The organism is Micromonospora sp. SH-82 (genome assembly GCF_051132485.1).
Taxonomy (GTDB): Bacteria; Actinomycetota; Actinomycetes; order Mycobacteriales; family Micromonosporaceae; genus Micromonospora.
The window spans coordinates 6,123,289-6,141,292 of the sequence record NZ_CP148049.1; the positions used below are offsets into that span (position 1 = coordinate 6,123,289).

The window sequence follows — 18,004 nt, forward strand, 5'->3', positions numbered from 1 at the left end:
CGGGTCCGGTGTCGTATGCTGCGCCGGCTTCTTCGCGGGTGATTTCGGGGGTCCACATGCGACGACTGCTCGCCTCCGTCGCGTCGGTGGTGCTGGTGGCGGTGCTTCTCGCGGGTTGTGGTGTCGCCGGTGACCTGGACCGGGACCTGACCGACGGCTGGGGTTCGCTCGGCACGGCGCAGCCGTTCACCCCCCGGGCCGGGGAGTGCCATCCCGACGCCGAACCGCTCGGACACCTGAGCACCTACCGGCCGGTCGACTGCGCCCTGGCGCACCTGGTGGAGACCTTCCACGTCGGCACCTTCACCGGGGAACCGGCGGGTCGGGCGGTCCCGCCCCGGGTCGGATCGGCGCAGATGCGACCCGCCTTCACCGAGTGTGACCGCAGGGCCGGGGAGTTCGTCGGCGGCGACTGGCGGGACAGCCGGTTGTCGGTCCAGGTCACTCCGCCGTCGCCCCGGGGGTGGGCGGGTGGCAGCCGCTGGTTCCGCTGCGACCTGTTCGTCCTCGACGAGGTCGCGGGGCCGAACGGGGCCAGCGACCGGGCGGTCCAGCACTCCGGCACCCTCCGGTCGGTGCTGTCGCGCGACTCGCCGTTGCGGCTCACCTGTTTCGACGAGGACGAGGGGTCCCGGCTGCGCCCCGAGCCCTGCGCCGGGCCGCACCGGTTCGAGTACGTCGGCACCTGGACCACCTCGGAGCGACAGTGGACCAGGGCGGCCGACGACGAGGAGGCCCTGCACGCCCGATGCCGGGAGATGATCGCCGAGTACGCCGGGGTGCCGGTGGACGAGCGGCTGCGGTACCGCACGGGGTCGGCGTTCCGGTTACCGTCGAGGGAGGCCTGGTCGCGGGGGGACCGGGGAGTGCGTTGCTTCTACTGGTCGGGGGGTCGCCCGTTGAGCGACTCGATCCGGGCGGGTGGCACGGCGGTACTCCCGGTCAACTGATCCGGCGTCGACCGGAAGCAGGCAACCCGGTGTCGCCACCGCCGAGGATCGCCGGGGTCGGTGTCGCCGGTGTCGGTGTTTCCAGGGGCGAAACAGTCACGTACGGTGGGTAATCAGGAGCAACCCCCCGTGCTACTCTCCGACGTCGATCTGCATTTGCGTACCCGGATCGGGTCGTTTGCCACCGAAGGACGCCCCGATGTCGGCCGCATCCGTGCCACCCGCGCCCGCCCCGTCACCGGCGCTCGACTCCCCGGCCGGGGGCGCGCTGAACCTGATCTTCACCACCCTGCCCGCCCTGCTCCGGCTGACCTGCGGGCTGGCGGGTGCGGCGGTGGCCCTGTCGGTGCGTACCCCGCCGGTGCGGGTGCCGCTGCTCCTGGCCGTCGTCGTGGTCCTGACCGCATGGTCGGTCTGGTACGCCGTACGCGCCCTCCGTCGGGGCATCGACGGCCCGCTGGTGCTCGGTGACGTCACCCTGACCACTGCGACCTGCCTGCTGATCCCCTGGCTGGTGGCGCCGGAGGTACTGCCCGGTGAGGGCAGCTGGGTGGCGGTCCTGGCCAGCACCACGGTCATCAACGCCCAGGCCAGCACAGCGGCCCGCCTGTCGATCCCGGCCGGACTGCTGGTCACCGCCGGGTACGCCACCGGCGCCACCTGGGCCGGGCAGCCCGGGGAGGCCCGGGCGCACGTGGCGACCCTGCTGGTCCAGATCACCTGCACGGCGATGATGGCCACCCTGATGCGACGACGGATCGGCCGGGCCGACCGGGCCTTCGGCGACTACCAGCGGGTCCGCCGGGAGGCGGTGGTGGCGCGGACCGCCCGGGAGGTGGAGCGTCGCCACAACCGGGATCTGCACGACACGGTCCTGGCCACCCTCACCATGGTCGGTCTCGGGGCGGTCCCGCAGGGGTCACCGGCGTTGCGCGAGCGGTGTGCGGACGACCTGCGTACCCTCTCCGGGTCGGTGGAACCGACGGGCGGCGCGGGGGCCGACCGGGACGACCCGTCACGCGGCCGGGACGACCGGGCGTCCGGCCTGGACGACCGGTTACGCGGCCTGCTCGACCGGCTACCCGAACTGTCGGTGACCGCCCGGCTCTCGCCCTGCCGGGTGCCGCCGGAGGTCGCCGAGGCGCTCACCGCGAGCACCTGGGCGGCGCTGTCGAACGTCGCCCGACACGCACCGGCCGCCCGGACCACCCTGTCGTTGACCTGCACCACGGTCGGAGCAGTGGTCGAGGTCGCCGACGACGGCCCCGGATTCGACCCGGCCGAGGTCCCGGTCCACCGGTACGGGCTGCGCGAGTCGGTACGCGGACGCACCGAGTCGGTCGGCGGCCGGGTCGAGGTGCACAGCCGCCCCGGATCGGGCACCCGGATCCGCCTGGAGTGGCCCGATGTCGGCTGACCCGTACGCGATCGCGGCACCGACCGACGCCGGGGCCCGTCGCCGCCCACCCCGTCCCCCGGTCGGCCGCCCCGCGGAGCCCCGAACCGGCCTCCCGGTGCCCGGGGCGGACCACCCCGACCGGTCGGATCCGGCGGGACCGGGCCGGGCCGGTGCCGGGGTCGGACGGGCCTCGGAGCGGGGTGGCCGGGTGGTGGCAGTCGCCATCGCGGCGGCGTGGCACGTGGCGATCGGACTCCCGGCCGTCCTCTCCGGCTGGTCCACCCTGACCGCACCGCTGGTGGTCGGCGTGGGCTGGCTGGTCACGGCCGGGGCGGGAGCCTTCGCCGCCGGTCGGCTGCTGACCGGGGGGACCCTTCCGGTACGCCGGTTGGCGGTCCTGCTGCTCGCGCTCGACGTGGCGGTCTTCGCCGCCGCCGGGTCGACGCACCTGTTCACCACGGCGAACTGGGTGTGGAGCACCCTCGGCTGGTTCTTCGTGCTGATCTGCTGGGGACGTCCGGTGACCGGGCTGGCCGTCCTGCTCGGCGCCCACTCGGCGGTGGCCCTCGGCGCGCTGCTCGCCTACGGTGCCACCGAACCGGCCGACCTCGCCCGGTACGCGATGTACGCCTACGGCACGGCGTCGCTGCCGCTGGCGATCTCCTTCGGCAGTGCGACGATCACCTCGCTGGCCCGGGAACGGGCCGAGGCCGCCGCCGCCGCGCTCGCCGCCGCCGCCGAGCGGGAGGCGGCGGAGCAGGCCCTCCGGGAGCGGCGGGACCGGCTCCGGTCGGTCGGCGGGACCGCCGGGGACGTCCTCGCCGACCTCGCCGCCGGGCGGGCCGACCCGGGTGACCCGGGGGTACAGCGAAGGGCCGCGCTGGCGGCGGCCCGGCTCCGACGGCTGATCGCCGAGTCCGACGACGTGCCGGACCCGCTGCTGCACGAGATCCGGGCCGCCGCCGACCTGGCCGAGCGGCACGGGGTCCGGATCGACCTGGCCACCGTCGGCGTGCCCCCGGCCCTGCCGGTACGGATCCGACGTCGGCTGGCAGAACCGCTCACCGCCGCACTCGTCGACGCCCGGGGGTGGGCCCGGTTGACGGTCGTCGCCGGTCCCGACGAGGTCGTGGTCGGTCTGGTCACCCCGGACGAGGAGACCACGGGTGCCGACTTTGGCACACTGGACGGTGCCGGTCCCCCGGCCTCCGACCCGTACGACGCCGCGGGCCCGGACGACGATCAGGTGGAGCACCTCGACGAGCGGGACGGGACGATCAGATGGACACAGACCCGGTGGCGACGGCGATGACCGCCGGAGGTCCGGTCACGGTGGCGATCGTGGACGACCACCCGGTGGTGATCGACGGGGTCCGGGCCTGGCTCGCCGCCGAGCCCCGGTTGACGGTGCTGGCCACCGGCGACGACCCGGACGAGGTGCTGCGGGCCGCCCCCGACGCCGACGTGCTCCTGCTCGACCTGCGCCTGCACGGGCGGATGGTCCTCGACCGGCTCGCCGATCTCTGCGCGGCCGGTCGTCGGGTGGTGGTCTACTCCGAGCACACCGAACCGGAGACCATGCTCGCCGCGCTCGACGCCGGGGCGGTGGCCTTCCTCGCCAAACACGAGGGGCGGGAGCACTGCGTGGCCACCGTCCTCGCCGCTGCCAGCGACCGCCCGTACGTGCCACCGTCGTTGGCCGGGGCGATGGTCGGCGACCCCCGGCCGGACCGGCCCGCCCTGTCCGACAAGGAGCGGGAGGCGCTGCTGTTGTGGTTCCAGTCGATGTCGAAGCGGTCGGTGGCGCGGCGGATGCAGATCAGCGAGCACACCGTCAAGCAGTACGTGGACCGGGCCCGCATCAAGTACACCCGGGCGGGACGGCCGGCGGCCACCAAGTCGGCCCTGCTCGCCCGGGCGATCGAGGACGGACTCGTCCGACCGGAAGACATCGGCAACTACCGGTCGTACGCAGCGCACGACCGGCCGACCCCCTAACGGGTGTCATGACATTCCGGGCAGGTTCGGCGAGGCTCGGGGCCAGAATTCCTCGGTGGGGGGGAGGTCGGCACGATGGGTGAGGACGCATACCCGTTCTTCGTCGGTCCGCATCGGTTCGATGCGTACGGCGAGGTCGAGGGTCCGGTCCTGGATCGACGGTACGAGTTGGTGCCGGACTTCGGCGAACGGATCCTCGGGCGGTACCGGTTGTGGCTGGCGGGCCACCTGCTCGGCCCGTCCGAGGGGCGGCGTCAGTGGTCGCTGCCGAGCATCGCGACGGTGACGGTGACCGACCGTCGACTGGTGCACGTCTGCGCGGGAGTGACCCTGACGGTGGTCCAGCCCGACGGTCGGCACCGACGCCCGATCGGTCGACCCCGACTGGTCACCGGGCAGATCCGCTGGCAGTGGCCCTCACGTCTGGAGTTGGCCGACGTCGCCCCCGGGTGGGAGGACGAACTCTTCGTGGTCTGCGACGCGCTGCGGACGATCCGGCAGCCTGCGCTCGCCCTGCGCGGCCCGACGCGGGAGGTGTCGGAGCTCGCCCGGCAGGTCCAGCGGGCCGTGGCCACCTTCCGGCTCAACCGCCCCGAGCTTGTGGAACTCGCCCCGCCGGAGCGCGACGAACTGCTCCGTGGGCTGGTCCCGCAGACGTTCGGGCCCGGTCGACGGGTCCGGCTGGCCGGTGCCCTGCCTGTGGAGTTCCTGTCCCGCGACGACTACTACCACCCGGGCGCCCGTCCGGAGCCGGTGCGGCCGGTCGCCGTGGTCGGCACGGCCCAGACCGTCGAGCTGCCGCAGCCCGGCCGCCCCGGCTCGGCCTGCTGACCCGAACCGCCGGTCCCGGTGCCGGTGCCGGCCCCGGCGTCACGCGGTGGGACTGCGATCGGTGCCCGCGCCCGGGCGTGACCCGCGATCGGTGCCGAGGTCAGGTGGTGGGGCTGCGATCGGTGCCGGTTGCGGCGTCGATGACGGCGGCCTCCTCGGGGGTGGGGGCGGTCCCACCCAGGTGGGCCGGCTGCCACCAGGTCTCGTCCGGCTCCGAGGGCTTCTCCGGGTACTCCCGCTGGGCCCGCTCCACCAGGGCGTGCAACCGCTCGGTCAACGCGGTGGCCATCGCCGGGCTGTTCGGGTAGTCGGCCGGGTCCATCGGTTCCCCGACCAGGATCGTCACCGGCAGGTGCCGGCGGGTCAGGGTACGCGGACGTCCCTTGGTCCAGAGTCGCTGCGTACCCCAGAGGGCGGTCGGCAGCACCGGGACCCCGGCCATCCGGGCCATCCGGACGGTGCCGCTCTTGAGTTCCTTCACCGTCAACGAGCGGCTCACGGTGCCCTCCGGGAAGACCCCCACCACCTCACCGGCGCGCAGCGCCTCGACCGCCGCCCGGAACGAGGCGGAACCGGCCTGCCTGTCCACCGAGATGTGCTTCATCGCGCGCATCAGCGGGCCGGAGATCCGGTGGTTGAAGACCTCCTGCTTGGCCATGAACCGGACCAGCCGCCGGGACTCCAGGGCACCGAGACCGCAGAAGATGAAGTCGAGGTAGCCGATGTGGTTGCTGGCCATCACCGCCCCGCCGGTACGCGGAACGTGGTGCGAACCCTCCACGGTCAGGCGCAGGTCGAGCACCCGGAACATCGTCCTGGCAGCGGCGATCACGGGCGGGTACACGAGTTCCGGCATGCCGCGACCCTACCCTGCCCGGTCATGCCCGGATCGACGCCGGCGCGTGTGGTTCCCGGCGTACCACCCCGGCCCGGAGCAGCCCTCGGACCAGCTCCACCGCCACCGTCTCGGGGAGGTCGAGATCCCGTGCCGTCCAGGTCCTGTCGGCGTCGACCAGCCGGACGGTGACCGGATCGACCGTCGGCGGATCCAGCACCACCGCCGTGTCGGCCAGGTGCAGCCGCAGCCGCCCGTCGGGCAGCCGGTCGGTGCCGCAGACTGCCTCGGGCACCGACCGTACCGCAGTGTCCGGCCCCACCGGCGCACCGAGCACGGTCTCCACCGGTCGGCGCTGCGGTTCCAGGAAGTACCGTCGCCAGCGCTGGGCCAGCCGGTCGGCCGCCTCGGTCCGGTCGAGGTCGGCGAGCGCCTCCGCCAGCAAGTCGACCACCTCGGCGACCACCTCCCGGCGCAGCTGCGGGTCCTGCCCGAAACCCCACGGCAGGTCCCGGCGGAACCGTTCGTCGACGTCGAGGCCCCGGACCAGCTCGGTGGCCACCCAGTACGGGGTGATCGGTGGCAGGGACAGGCTCAGGTGCAGGGACGCCTCGTCGGTGGCGAACCCGTTGTGGATCCAGCCCCGGGGCACCCAGAGCACGTCCCCCCGACGCAGCACGACCTCCAGCACCGGTTCGGCGAACCGACGCCGGTGCTCGTCGGTGACCATGGAGGCCCGGAACGGCTGGTGTTCCAGGGGGTCGGTGACGATGGGCGGGCTGACCTGCCAGGTCTTGCTCCCGACGGTCTGCACGATGAGCACCGAGTGGGTGTCGTGGTGGTGGGCGAAGCCCTGCGCCCCGGCCGGGGTCAGGTAGGCGTTGGCCTGCACCGGCATCCCGATCTCCCGGCTGAGCTGCCGGCACAGGTGACCCACCGGCGGCCAGGTCCGGTGCAGCGACTCCAACACCAGGGTGGCGCCCCGGTCGAGCAGGACGGTGAGCTCCGCCGGACGGACCACGTCGGCGAAGCCGGGCTGGGTGGGTCGCTGTCCCCAGGTGTATGCGGTCGCCGGTTGCCGCTGACCGCCGAGCACCACACTGAGCATGGCGGCCCGCAGCGAACCCTCCGCGACCAGGGTGTCCACCGACTCCAGGGAGAGCACCGCGGTCAACGGTTCAGCCGGCTGGTGCCAGACGGTGGCCTCGGTCGGCGGTCGGGCCAGGAACTTGTCCGGGTCGGCGACGAGCTGGGCGAGCACTGACGGCATCGATTCCTCCTTCGGCGGGCGACCCCGCTCACGCGGGTACCGGCTGGACGGGGGGCCGGGCGAGTTCGGCGCGGATCGGCCGCGACAGCGACAACGCCGCGCACCCGAACAGGCAGCAGGTGATCAGGGCGTACGCGGTGGCAGGGCCGGCGGCCTGCCACACCGCCCCCACCACCACCGAACCGAACGGGTAGAGCAGCGACCCGACGAGCAGCATGGCGGCCTGCGTACGGCCCATCACCTCGTCCGGGACGAGCCGGTACATCCGGGCGGTGAGCAGCACCACCAGTACCGGGCCGAGCGCCGAGAGCAGGGCCAGGCAGCCGACGGTGACGGTGACGACGGGGCGTACCGCGACGGCGGCGGTGAGCAGCGCGGCGGCGACCCCGGCCGCGAGCAGCACCGGGTACGGCCGGTCCCCGGCGAGTCGGGGCGCGGCCAGCGCGCCCACCAGCGCCCCGGCGGAGATCGCGGCCGTGGCCACCCCGATGAAGGTGCCCGAGGTACCGGCGGACTCCAACAGTGGAACGATGCCGAAGAACGCCCCGGCGGTGGCGAAGTTCAACAGCGCGGCCCAGACGGTCATGGTCCGCAGGAACCGGTTCCCCAGGACGAACCGCAGTCCACTGCGGATACCCGCCACCATTCCGTCGGCGACCGCCGCCGGACCGCCGCCGAGCGGGGTGCCGATGCGCAGGGTGAGACCGGCGCAGACCAGGAAGGTCACCCCGTCCAGCAGGAACGGCAGCCAGGGGGCGACTGCCCAGAGCGCCCCGCCGACGATCGGCCCGGCCATGCCGGCCGCGTGACTGCGGGCCTCGTTGAGCGCCACCGCCGGGGTCAGCTCGTCGTCGTCGACCAACCGACGCAGGGCCGCCCCCGCCGCCGGGTTGTAGATCGCGCTGGCCAGCCCGTCGAGCACGCCGACCGCCACCAGCATCCACAGTTGAGCCTGACCGAGCAGGAGCAGGACCGCCGGGACGGTCCAGATCACGGCCTTGGCCAGGTCGGCCCCGACCATCACCGTACGGCGGTCCCACCTGTCGGCGAGCACCCCGGCGGGGAGCCGGGCCAGGTTGAGCACGACCAGCCGGACGGTGGTGACCAGCCCGGCCGCCCAGAGTGACCCGCTGAGGGTGAGCACCGTCAACGGCAGGGTCACGTCCCCGGTCCGGCTGCCGAAGTGGGACAGCGCCTGCCCCCACCAGTACCGGGCGAAGTCCGGCCGGTCGCGGAGCAGGGACAGGCGCCCGGTCACGGCAGGTCGGCCCAGCGTTTACCGACGATCTCGGCGGTCCGGGCCGGTTGCGGCATCGGCCGGCTCTCGGCGAAGGTCCGGTCGAACATCCGGTACGCCTCCTCACGCTCGGGGGAGACCACCGTGTGACCCAGGTCCCGCAGCCGGTCCACGGCGTCCCGGGTGGTTTCCGCCGACCACATCACCGGATCGGTGTGCGGGAAGAACAGCGTCGACTCCCCGTGGGCCAGGAGGGCGGTCAGCGCCGGGGTGGCGGCCAGCCCGAGAGCGGCCGAGACCACGAAGTTCGTGGTGGCCGGGCAGATCACCAGGAGCCGGGCGGTCTTCCCGAACCCGACCGGGTTGAACCGCCGGTCACCGGGCTCGATCACCTCGTCGGCGAGCCACCGCAGTGCGTCGGGGTTCACGAACCCCAGGGCCGACCTGGTGAGCAGCAGCCGGACCGGGGCGTCCACCACCCGTCGCCACTGGGCCAGGTGGGTCGGGAGGCCGAGTGCCCCGCTGGCCCCGGTGCAGATCACCCCCAGGTGGGTACGCTCAACGGCCATCGGTGCCCCCCGGCAGCGGCCGACCGTGGCGCAGGTCGGCGGTGCGGGTCCCGTCGGCGAGCCGGCGGAGGAACAGGGCCACCCCGGCCGACCCGGTGGCCACGTCACAGCTGTACCGGGCCAACCCGCTGCCGGGTACCGCGATCCCCTGGCCGGTCCGCCGCCCCAGCGTGCAGAGCGCCGCCACCAGATCCCGCAGCCCGTCGTCGACGTACGGGGTGCCGGGTAGTACCGCCCGGACGTCGAGCAGCATCTCGCCGATGCTCGTGGTACCGGTGAACAGTCCCGGCTGGACGGTGATCGGGGTGACCAGCCCCCTGACCATCGACGGCAGCAGTTCCCGTAGCCGATCGTCGCCGGTCGCGGCGAGCAGTGCGGCGGCCGCCATCGCCACCCCGGATCCGCCCCGGGAGTAGTAGGGCTCGTAGGCGACCGCCCCGACGTGGGCGTTGTAGCCCAGTCCTCCGCAGGCGCGTACCTGTCCCCGGTCCAGGTCGTGGTCGAGGGCGCGGCGGGCGGTGCGCAGGTGCTGGCGGTCGTCGGTGGCCACGGCGAGGGCGGTGAGGAACCCGGCGACGCCGGAGGAGCCGTACAGGTAGCCGATCGAGCGGGTGGTACCGGGCTTCGGTGCCCACCACAGTCCGGTGCCGTCGTCCTCGGCGTCGTGGCGGAGTCGGCGGGCGACGGCGGCGGCCCGGTCGAGGTACGCCGGGTCGCCGGTGAGGTCGGCGGCGGCGAGCAGTGCCAGTCCGATGCCGGCCCGTCCGGTGGCCACGTCGGCGGGCAGGTCGGGATCCCGTTCGGCCCGGATGGTGGCGGATTCCAGCAGGTCGGCGGCGCGGTCCGGGCAGCCGGTCTCCAGCAGGGCGACGGCGATGCCGGCGCTGCCGACGTAGAGGCCGGGCGGGAGGGGGCGGCCCACGTCGAGCCGGCGGTACACCCAGGTGACGTGCTCGGGGTCGACCTCACCGTCGAGGTGCCGCAGCGCACGTAGGATCCCGGCGGCGCCCCAGGCGACGGAGAGCGGGTTGGTCCGGAACAGCTCGGGGTCAGCGGGGAAGAGCCGGTCGGCACGCTCCGGGGTGGCCGAGGCCCGGATGTGCCGGGCGATGTCGACGGCGATGCCGCCGGGGTCGGTCGCGTCCAGGGGCGCGGTGGCGGGGTCGTCGCGGAGGGGTTCGCGTCGACCGACCCGGGCCGACTGTGGGGCCGGAGCCGGCTCGGTGGCGGCCCGGATGCCGGGCACTCCGGTGTCCAGGATCCGCAGCAGCCCGTCGGTGTCCCAGCCCACGAGTCGACCGGCGTGCGCGATGCTTCGACCGGCGGCGACCGGGTCCAGGGCGAACAGCGAGTTGCGCGGTGCCAGGCAGGCGGCCTCCACGGCGGCCACCCCGAACCGCAGCCACTGGTCGTCGTCGGACCAGGCGGGTGAGCCGGGGGCCGGGGCGAAGCCGGCGGTGCGCTGGTGGCGGTGCGGGTCACCGCCCACCTCGCGCCCGGACTCGAAGTCGATCAGACGCAGGGCGTCCTCGTCGTCGACGATCATGTTGCCCAGCGACACGTCGTTGTAGACCACCCCGTGGTCGAGGCAGGTCGCCAGGGCCGTCCGCAGTTGGGTGAGCAACGAGGCGACCCGGGCCCGGTAGGTGGCGTGGGTTCCGGCGTCGAAGTGCCCCTGGGCCAGTGGTTGGTTGCGTCCCAACCAGACCTGGAGGGTGACACCGGGCATCCGTTCCTGGACGAGGAAGGTGTGTTCCCAGACAGTGGCCAGTTCCAGGGGTCGGGGGGCGATCCCGGTACCGACCAGTTTCTCCAGGAAGCGGTGCTCGCGGTGCAGCCGCTCGACGGCGTCGGAGCCGTCCGGCGCGACGGCGGTGTGCGGACGTGCTTCCTTGATGACCACGTCGCGCCCGTCCGGGCCGGTCGCCGCGTACACGCCGCCGGCGGTGGTGTGCCGCAGGACGCCGGTGATCCGGTACCGCCGTAGGAGGTCCGATCCGGTCCCGGAGGAGTCGTCCGGGACGGCCGGTCCGAAGGGGTCCGGCCCGGCCCACTGTGGCGGATCGAACTTCGGGGTCCGGTCGTCGCACCAGACGGTGCCGTCCGGGCCGGTGACCTCGGAGACGGTGTGGCCGTCGGTGTCGATGCCCCCGCCGTTGCGGAAGGTGCCGTAGCGGTAGTGCACCACCCGGCTGTCCCGGTAGCGGCGGTCGCTGAGGATGTACGGGCCGTCGAAGGCGGCGAGGCGGCGACTGAGCCGGTCGGCGAGACGCAACGCGTGACCTGTCGACTCCGGGTAGACGGTCACCGCCTTGCCGGCGCCGCCCCGGGGCCACCACCGGGCGACCTGGGACAGGGCGAGGACGGAGTCCCGTACGCACTTGAAGTTGAAGGGTTCGACCTCGTACTCGTCGAGGACGGCGGCGAGGACGGCGGTGACGTCGGCGGGGCGGCTGGAGACGTGCAGCTTCCACCCGTACCCGGGAAGGTCGGCCATCGGCCGGGGCAGACAGCGTGCCCAGATCCCGGCGGTGTCGACCGGCGCGACGGCACCCAGCCGGCGCTCGACGAGGGCCAGCAGGTCGTCGGCGGGCAGTCGGTGTTCGAGACGTTCGAAGTGCAGCGGGTCGCTCACCGTGTACGACCGCAGGGAGTCCATGAGTCGCAACGCAACCTCCAACGCAGCGGGGTGGAGACTTCCTCGGTGACGGGCGGTGCCCGGGATCCGGCGTGGACCGGATCCCGGGCAAGACCGCGTCAGCAGGTGAAGCTGACCCCGCTGCCGTCGGTGATCGGCTGCTCGGGCATGAACTCCGTGTCCTCGGTCTCCACGACCTGCAGCTCCAGAACCTCGTGCATCATGGCGATCTCCTTGGTCGGTGTACGGGAATTCCGTCCGATCGGATGTCCACAGCCAATCCCGGATTCCCACGACCATCAATGGCACTGCGGGAAAGTGGGGGGTTCGCCGACCGAACCTGCGGGGTGGGAGCGCGCCCGCCCGACGACCGGTACGGGCCTCCCCGTCGACACCCGTCGATCACGCATCTTCTACGGGAGGCTTTTTCGTGTTCTGAACTCTCGGGGGACGCCGGAGCCGCTCCCCGGAAGCCGACGGGCGATCGCGACCAGCGCGGACGCCCCACCGCCGGAAGCCCACACCCGACGAGACGCCGCTACGGATAGTGACGGCGAAGACTGGACGGCGTTGCTACCGACTGGTAGGAATCAGTCGAGGACAGTCGTATCGACGTAGCCGAACGGGCGCGAGGCGCCCGGCACACGAGTCTCGTGGAGCCGCCGACGATGACGAATCCGCAGGCCCTGGTGGGCCGTACCGACGAGATGCACCACCTGACCGGATGTCTGCCTCGGCCCGACCGTCCGGTCGGCCGGTCCGCCTTCCTGATCGGTGACGCCGGGACCGGCAAGTCACGGCTGGTGACCGAGCTGGGACGACGAGCCCGAGCCGGCGGACTCACCGTCCTCACCGGACGGAGTTCCCCCAACGCCCGACTGACCCACTGCCGCCCGTACGCCGAGGCGCTGTCGGCTCTCTCCCGTTCCCGGGGGATGCCCGCCGACCCGGAGTTGGAGCCGCTGCGGCCGGTGCTGGGCCAACTGGTGCCCGAATGGACCCGGTACGCCGAGGTCGGGCCGGTCCACTCCCCACTCGTCCTCGCCGAGGCGGTGCTGCGCCTGCTGCGGGTGGTCGGCCGACACCACGGCTGCCTGCTGGTCGTCGAGGACCTGCACCACGCCGACGACGAGACGTTGACGGTCACCGAGTACCTGCTGGACAACCTCACCGACCAGCCGACCGCCCTGGTCGGCACCGCCCGGGCCGACGCCGGGGCCGCCATCGACCTCGCCGACACCGCCCGGCTGCGACGTACCGCCCGACTGGTACGTCTGGACCCCCTCGACCCGGAGTCGGTCACCCTGCTGGCCGCCCGGCGGCTCGGTGTCGACCCGGACCGGGTTCCCCCGGCCGTCCTCGACCGGCTCTGCGCACACGGTGACGGCAACCCGTTCGTCGTCGAGGAACTGCTCACCGCGATGGTCTGCGACGGTGTCCTGGTCCGCCACGGTGACGGATGGAGAGTCGACGCCGAACCGGGGCGGCTCCTGCCCCCCACCGTGGTGTGCAGCATCGAGCAACGCCTGCGTCACCTTCCCACCGACGTGCACCGGACGCTGCGGGCCGCCGCCCTGATCGGCGCCGTCTTCCCCGCAGACGTCCTCCGGGCCACCCTGGGGGTGACCGAGAACGCCCTGCACGACCTGCTCGACCAGGCCGTCGATCACCGGTTCGTCCGGGCCGACGACACCACCCCGGGCCGGTACCGTTTCCGCGAGGCGTTGGCCCCGGACGCACTGCTGGCCGGTCTGACCGTCGCGGAACGCCAGGACCTGGCGGGACGACTGGCCGACGGGGTGCAGGACGCCCTGCCCGATCCGGCCACGCCCTGGCTGCCCCACCCCGCGACGCTACGGCACGCCGCCGGTGACCTGGCCACCGCCGCCGACCTGCATGCCGAGGCGGGCCGGGTGGCCGTGGCCCGGGGGTTGGCGGATCTCGGCGTCGACCAGCTCACCAGGGCTTGGGAGTCCACATCGGACCAGCCCGCCGTCGACCGGGCCGAGGTGCTGGATCCCCTGCTGGGCGCCCTGGTCGACGCCGGGGAGCCGCAGCGGGCCACGGCGCTCGCCGACGCCCTCGACGACCTTGCCGAGGCGGTGCCACCCACCCGGCTCGCCCGGCTCCGGATGCACCTGGCGCGCGTCGACGGACTCGCCGGACAGCACCACGACGGCCTGTCCCGGATCCGCCGGGCCCGGCGTGACCTGCAGACGGCCACCGACCGGGGCGGGGCCGACAGCGGTCATCCGGCCCCCGATCCGGCGGCCACCCGGGCGGCCCTGGACCTGGTCGAGGCGAACCTGCTGCTGCACCTGCCCGACGAGCCCCCGGGACGGGTCGCCGAACTCGCCGACCGGGCTGGGCGTACCGGCCACCCGGAACAGACCTGCGCGGCACTGGAGGTACGCGCGGCCCTCTCCGCCCGGTCCGACGTGGAACAGACCCGGTCGCACCTGCAGGAGTTGCACGCCGAGGCAGAACGGCACGACCTGCCGGGGTGGCGCCTGCGGTCGTCGGCCCTGCTCGCCACCGAGGACGCCTGGCGGCGGGGCTGCGCCGACCGGCTGCCGACGGTACGCGCCCAGGCCGCCCGTCTCGGTCAGTACCCGATCACCGCTGACCTCGACGCGACGACTGCCCTGGTCGCCGTGCTGAACGGGGAGTACGAGCGGGCCGCCACCCTGGTCGATCAACTCCGCAGGGACGCCGAGCACCGGGGCCTGCCCGGGGTGGTCCGGCAGGCCGCCCTGGTGGCCGCGATCTGCGCCGCCCACCAGGGTCACCACCGACAGATGGCCGAACACCTGACCCTGTTCCACGACGGCGGTACCCCGCCCCGGCAGGTCGCCACCGCCCTCGGGCTGGCCGAGGTGTGCTGTGCCCTCCTGGAGGAGGACCGACCGCACGCGGTGGAACTCCTGGCCTCGGCGCGGGCGGCCGAGGCGGCGCACCCGGACGCGTACGACCTCTCCGGGACCCACGGGCTGGCTCTCCTGCTCGCTGCGGTGGACGGGCGGACGGACACCGGGTACCGGGACCCGGCCGCCGCGTCCCGGGCCGACCTGCGCTGGAACCGTCAGTTCGGGCTGGCCGCCGGGGCGGTGGTGGCCGGTCGGGCGGGGCGGGTCGACGAGGCGATCGCCGCCCTACAGCAGGCGGACCAGACGGCGGCACCGTTTCCCCTGGCCCGGCACCTGATCCTGCGGTTGGCGGGTGAGGCGGCGCTGGCCGACGGGTGGGGTCCGGCAGCGGACTGGGTCCGCACCGCCGAGGAGTTCTTCCGCGGCCGGCAGGCACCCGCACCAGCCGCTGCCTGCCGGGCCCTGCTCCGTCGCGCCGGACACCCCGTCAACCAGCAGCGGCGGGGCTGCGAACGGATTCCCCGGCCGCTGAGGCTGGCCGGGGTGACAGCGCGGGAGTTCGAGGTGCTGGTGCTGCTGACCGGTCGGCTGCGCAACGCCGAGATCGGTCGGCGGTTGTTCATCTCCGACCGGACGGTGGAGAAGCACGTGACGAACCTGCTGGTGAAGGTGGGCAAGTCCACCAGGCGGGAGTTGGCAGCCTTCGCCGCCACCGCCGGCCTGGCCACCGAGGGATGACAGTGGCACCGGGCCGGCGGTGGCGGGACCGCCTAGTGCGGTGGCAGCTCGATGCGCCCCCGGGCGAAGGCGTCCACCCGACCCCACCGGCCCGGGATGTCCAGCACCTCGATGCGGCCCATACCCACCGGCAGCTGCGGCTCGACCGCCAGGTGCCCCTCGTGCGGCTCGATCCCGAGCATGGTCCGCAGCAGCAGCATCGGCGCCCCGGTGGACCAGGCCTGCGGGCTACACGCCGTCGGATACTCCACCGGGAACTTGGTCAGGTCCCGGGGGTAGCCGCCGAACGCCTCGGGCAGCCGCCCGTCGAAGTAGCTGGCGGCGGCGAGGATGCCGTCGGCGACGGTGGCGGCCTCCTCGGCGAAGCCGTACCGCCGCAGCCCCCAGGCGACGAACGAGTTGTCGAACGGCCAGATCGTGCCGTTGTGGTAGCCGATGGGGTTGTACCGCACCTCCCCCTCGGCCAGGGTGCGGACCCCCCACCCGGAGAAGAGCCGGTCACTGACCAGGTGCTCGGCGATCCTCGCCGCCCGGGAGTCGTCCACGATCCCGCTCCACAGCAGGTGCCCGATGTTCGAGCTGAGCACGTCGGCCTGCCGCCCGTCGGCATCCAGCGCCAGGGCGTAGAACTCGCCGTCGGCGACCCAGAAGTCCCGGTTGAACCGTTCCTTGAGGTCTGCGGCCTCCCGTTCCAGCCGGTCGGCGTACGCCGGGTCGTTCCAGAACTCGCGGGCCAGGCGCGCCGCGCGGATCTTCGCGTCGTACGCGTACCCCTGCACCTCGCAGGTGGCCCGGGGAAAACCCGGCAACTGCCCGTCGGAGTACGAGATGGAGTCCCAGGAGTCCTTCCAGCACTGGTTCTCCAGGCCGGTGTCGGTGTTCCGCCGCTCGTACCAGATGTAGCCGTTACCGACGAGGTCGGCGTGTTCGTCTATCCACGTCAGTGCCGCCCGGGCCTCCCGCTCCAGCTCCTTGACCAGCGCGGTGTCCCCACTCCATCGCTCGTACTCGTCGAGCAGGATCACGAACAGCGGGGTGGCGTCCACCGAGCCGTAGTAGGGCGAGTGCGGCTGTTCCTCGAACGCGGCGGTCTCGCCGTACCGGATCTCGTGCAGGATCCGACCCGGATCCTCCTCCCGGAAGTCGTCGAACCGGGTGCCCTGCACGGCGGCCAGGATCCGCAGGGTGGTCTTCGACAGGCCCGGGGCGAACGGGAGCACCTGAAGACAGGTGAGCAGACTGTCCCGCCCGAACAGGGTCATGAACCAGGGCAAACCAGCGGCCGGGACGGTCTGTCCGGGCATGGTCAGCGGGGCGAAACGCAGCGCCGCGAGGTCCACCAGACTCCGCTGGTACGTCCGACCGAGGTGTTCGCACTCCGCGTTCACCGTCGGCGCACCGGCGACCCACTCCTCCAGGTCCTGTTGCAACGCCAGCCGTTCCGGGCCGTGCGACTGGACCCCCACGCGCAGGTCCCGGCCGCCCGGCCCGAGGGCGAACGTCTGCACGTCGATGTCGGTACGCCACTCCTCGTTCGGTTCCAGATGCACCGTGTACGAGAATCCCCGCTGGTCGAAGCGGGCGCCGCCGGAGGTGGAGATGACGGTCTCCCGACGGAAGTTGCCCCGCCGGTATCCCAGCCGCAGCCGGTCGGACTCGACCTCGGTGTAGAGCTCGCCCTTCTTGTTGAGGATCTCGTCCTTGATCTGGAACAGGTCGGCGAAGTCGGACCCCGCCTCCATCCGGATGTCCAGGTCGACGGGGCGCTCGTCGTGGTTGAGGAAGGTCAGTGTCTCCCGGAAGCTGCCGCCCACCGCCCGCTCCCGGATGATCGAGAGCTTCGCGTCGATGTAGTGCGTGGCCAGGCCCGGCACCAGGAAGAAGCGCGCCTCGTAATACTGGAGGTCGTCGTAGGACAGCGCGTTGAGGCGCTCCCCGTTGACCGTGAGCACCCACCGGGACAGGAATCGGGTGTCCAGGGAGAACATCCCGGTCGGCTCGCTCGGTGTCGCCTCGATGTCGCCGGTGTCCTCCGAAACCACGAAGGTGTTGCCGTCCAGGATCCGGATCGTGTCACTCTGCCCCATCAGTACGCCTCCCTACCGAAGAGCCGACGTGGTCCCGTGGAGTCCGGCGGGCCGGGGAAGAGCCGCTCGATCTGCAGCACCAGCCGGGCGTCACCGGTGACAGTGACGTCGCCGCGCAGCAGGGCCGCGATCCCGTCCTCCCGTCCGGTGGCCATCTCCTCGAACAGCTGTGGGCTCGTCGACAGAACACTGTCCGCGCCCTCGTCCTCCCGGCTGACCTGCATCCGACCCCGGTCGATGCGCAGCATCCAGTGCTGGGTCTGTGCCCGCTCGCGCAGGTCGAAGCGGATGACCCCGGAGAGCTTCTCCAGCAGGGGCTCGTGTCCCCGCCGTTGCAGGTCCTCGAAGAACCTCGTGGTCGCGTCCACCATCGGTGCACCCCTCCCGCAGTCCGCGGTGTTCGGACGTCCGAGCAGGGTCCCCGCCGCCGTCGCGGCCAACCTCGCCCGCTTCGGGTGAGGTCCGGGACACCCCCGCGACCGGCCGCCGACGACAGGGGTTCAGCGCCGCTCGGGCAGGGTTCGGACACCGCGAGGGTGGCGGCGTGTCACATCGGTGGGGTGGGACCGGCCGCCTCGACGTCGA

General features: G+C 73.1%; 13 protein-coding genes. 6 read left to right on the plus strand and 7 right to left on the minus strand.

The genetic code is table 11. From position 1 onward, the window contains the following. Positions 1-56 precede the first annotated feature (56 nt). From WHN02_RS26915 to WHN02_RS26935, 5 genes are all read left to right on the plus strand, one after another. Positions 57-950 carry a septum formation family protein gene (locus WHN02_RS26915; RefSeq protein ID WP_434741407.1) on the plus strand — a complete coding sequence of 298 codons (894 nt, stop codon included), beginning with the start codon at positions 57-59 and terminating at the stop codon, positions 948-950. Between the two features lie 199 nt (positions 951-1,149). Then, positions 1,150-2,367 (plus strand): sensor histidine kinase, encoded by a 1,218-nt coding sequence (locus WHN02_RS26920; RefSeq protein WP_434741408.1) that lies wholly within the window; start codon positions 1,150-1,152, stop codon positions 2,365-2,367. Next, on the plus strand, positions 2,357-3,661 hold the full coding sequence (locus WHN02_RS26925) for a hypothetical protein (RefSeq protein ID WP_434741409.1): 1,305 nt from the start codon (positions 2,357-2,359) through the stop codon (positions 3,659-3,661). Before WHN02_RS26920 ends, WHN02_RS26925 begins: the two co-directional genes overlap by 11 nt. Beyond that, positions 3,631-4,347, plus strand: a complete 717-nt coding sequence (locus WHN02_RS26930) for a response regulator (protein WP_434741410.1) — start codon at positions 3,631-3,633, stop codon at positions 4,345-4,347. The genes WHN02_RS26925 and WHN02_RS26930 overlap by 31 nt, the downstream gene beginning before the upstream one ends. Before the next feature lie 75 nt (positions 4,348-4,422). After that, positions 4,423-5,178 carry a hypothetical protein gene (locus WHN02_RS26935; RefSeq protein ID WP_434741411.1) on the plus strand — a complete coding sequence of 252 codons (756 nt, stop codon included), beginning with the start codon at positions 4,423-4,425 and terminating at the stop codon, positions 5,176-5,178. 100 nt (positions 5,179-5,278) lie between these two features. On the opposite strand, the gene WHN02_RS26940 is transcribed toward WHN02_RS26935, so the two are convergent. The 5 genes from WHN02_RS26940 to lanKC are packed head-to-tail and all read right to left on the minus strand — an operon-like array spanning position 5,279 to position 11,748. Beyond that, positions 5,279-6,034 carry a lysophospholipid acyltransferase family protein gene (locus WHN02_RS26940; RefSeq protein WP_434741412.1) on the minus strand — a complete coding sequence of 252 codons (756 nt, stop codon included), beginning with the start codon at positions 6,032-6,034 and terminating at the stop codon, positions 5,279-5,281. Between the two features lie 22 nt (positions 6,035-6,056). Then, the gene (locus WHN02_RS26945; protein WP_434741413.1) at positions 6,057-7,283 is read right to left on the minus strand and encodes a cupin domain-containing protein; all 1,227 of its coding nucleotides are present in this window, start codon (positions 7,281-7,283) and stop codon (positions 6,057-6,059) included. 28 nt (positions 7,284-7,311) lie between these two features. Then, positions 7,312-8,541, minus strand: coding sequence for an MFS transporter (locus WHN02_RS26950; protein WP_434741414.1), 1,230 nt, complete (start codon positions 8,539-8,541; stop codon positions 7,312-7,314). Next, the gene (locus WHN02_RS26955; protein ID WP_434741415.1) at positions 8,538-9,089 is read right to left on the minus strand and encodes a flavoprotein; all 552 of its coding nucleotides are present in this window, start codon (positions 9,087-9,089) and stop codon (positions 8,538-8,540) included. The genes WHN02_RS26950 and WHN02_RS26955 overlap by 4 nt, the downstream gene beginning before the upstream one ends. Next, complete coding sequence (lanKC, locus tag WHN02_RS26960) at positions 9,079-11,748, minus strand: class III lanthionine synthetase LanKC (RefSeq protein ID WP_434744091.1); 2,670 nt, start codon at positions 11,746-11,748, stop codon at positions 9,079-9,081. Before lanKC ends, WHN02_RS26955 begins: the two co-directional genes overlap by 11 nt. Positions 11,749-12,395: 647 nt before the next feature. Here lanKC and WHN02_RS26965 point away from each other — a divergent pair. Next, positions 12,396-15,332, plus strand: a complete 2,937-nt coding sequence (locus WHN02_RS26965) for a helix-turn-helix transcriptional regulator (protein WP_434741416.1) — start codon at positions 12,396-12,398, stop codon at positions 15,330-15,332. 32 nt (positions 15,333-15,364) lie between these two features. On the opposite strand, the gene WHN02_RS26970 is transcribed toward WHN02_RS26965, so the two are convergent. Both WHN02_RS26970 and WHN02_RS26975 read right to left on the minus strand, forming a co-directional pair. Next, the gene (locus WHN02_RS26970) at positions 15,365-17,419 is read right to left on the minus strand and encodes an amylo-alpha-1,6-glucosidase (protein WP_434741417.1); all 2,055 of its coding nucleotides are present in this window, start codon (positions 17,417-17,419) and stop codon (positions 15,365-15,367) included. Further along, positions 17,419-17,790: an SCP2 sterol-binding domain-containing protein gene (locus tag WHN02_RS26975; RefSeq protein ID WP_350899778.1), complete on the minus strand. Its 372-nt coding sequence runs from the start codon at positions 17,788-17,790 to the stop codon at positions 17,419-17,421. Before WHN02_RS26975 ends, WHN02_RS26970 begins: the two co-directional genes overlap by 1 nt. Positions 17,791-18,004 lie beyond the last annotated feature (214 nt).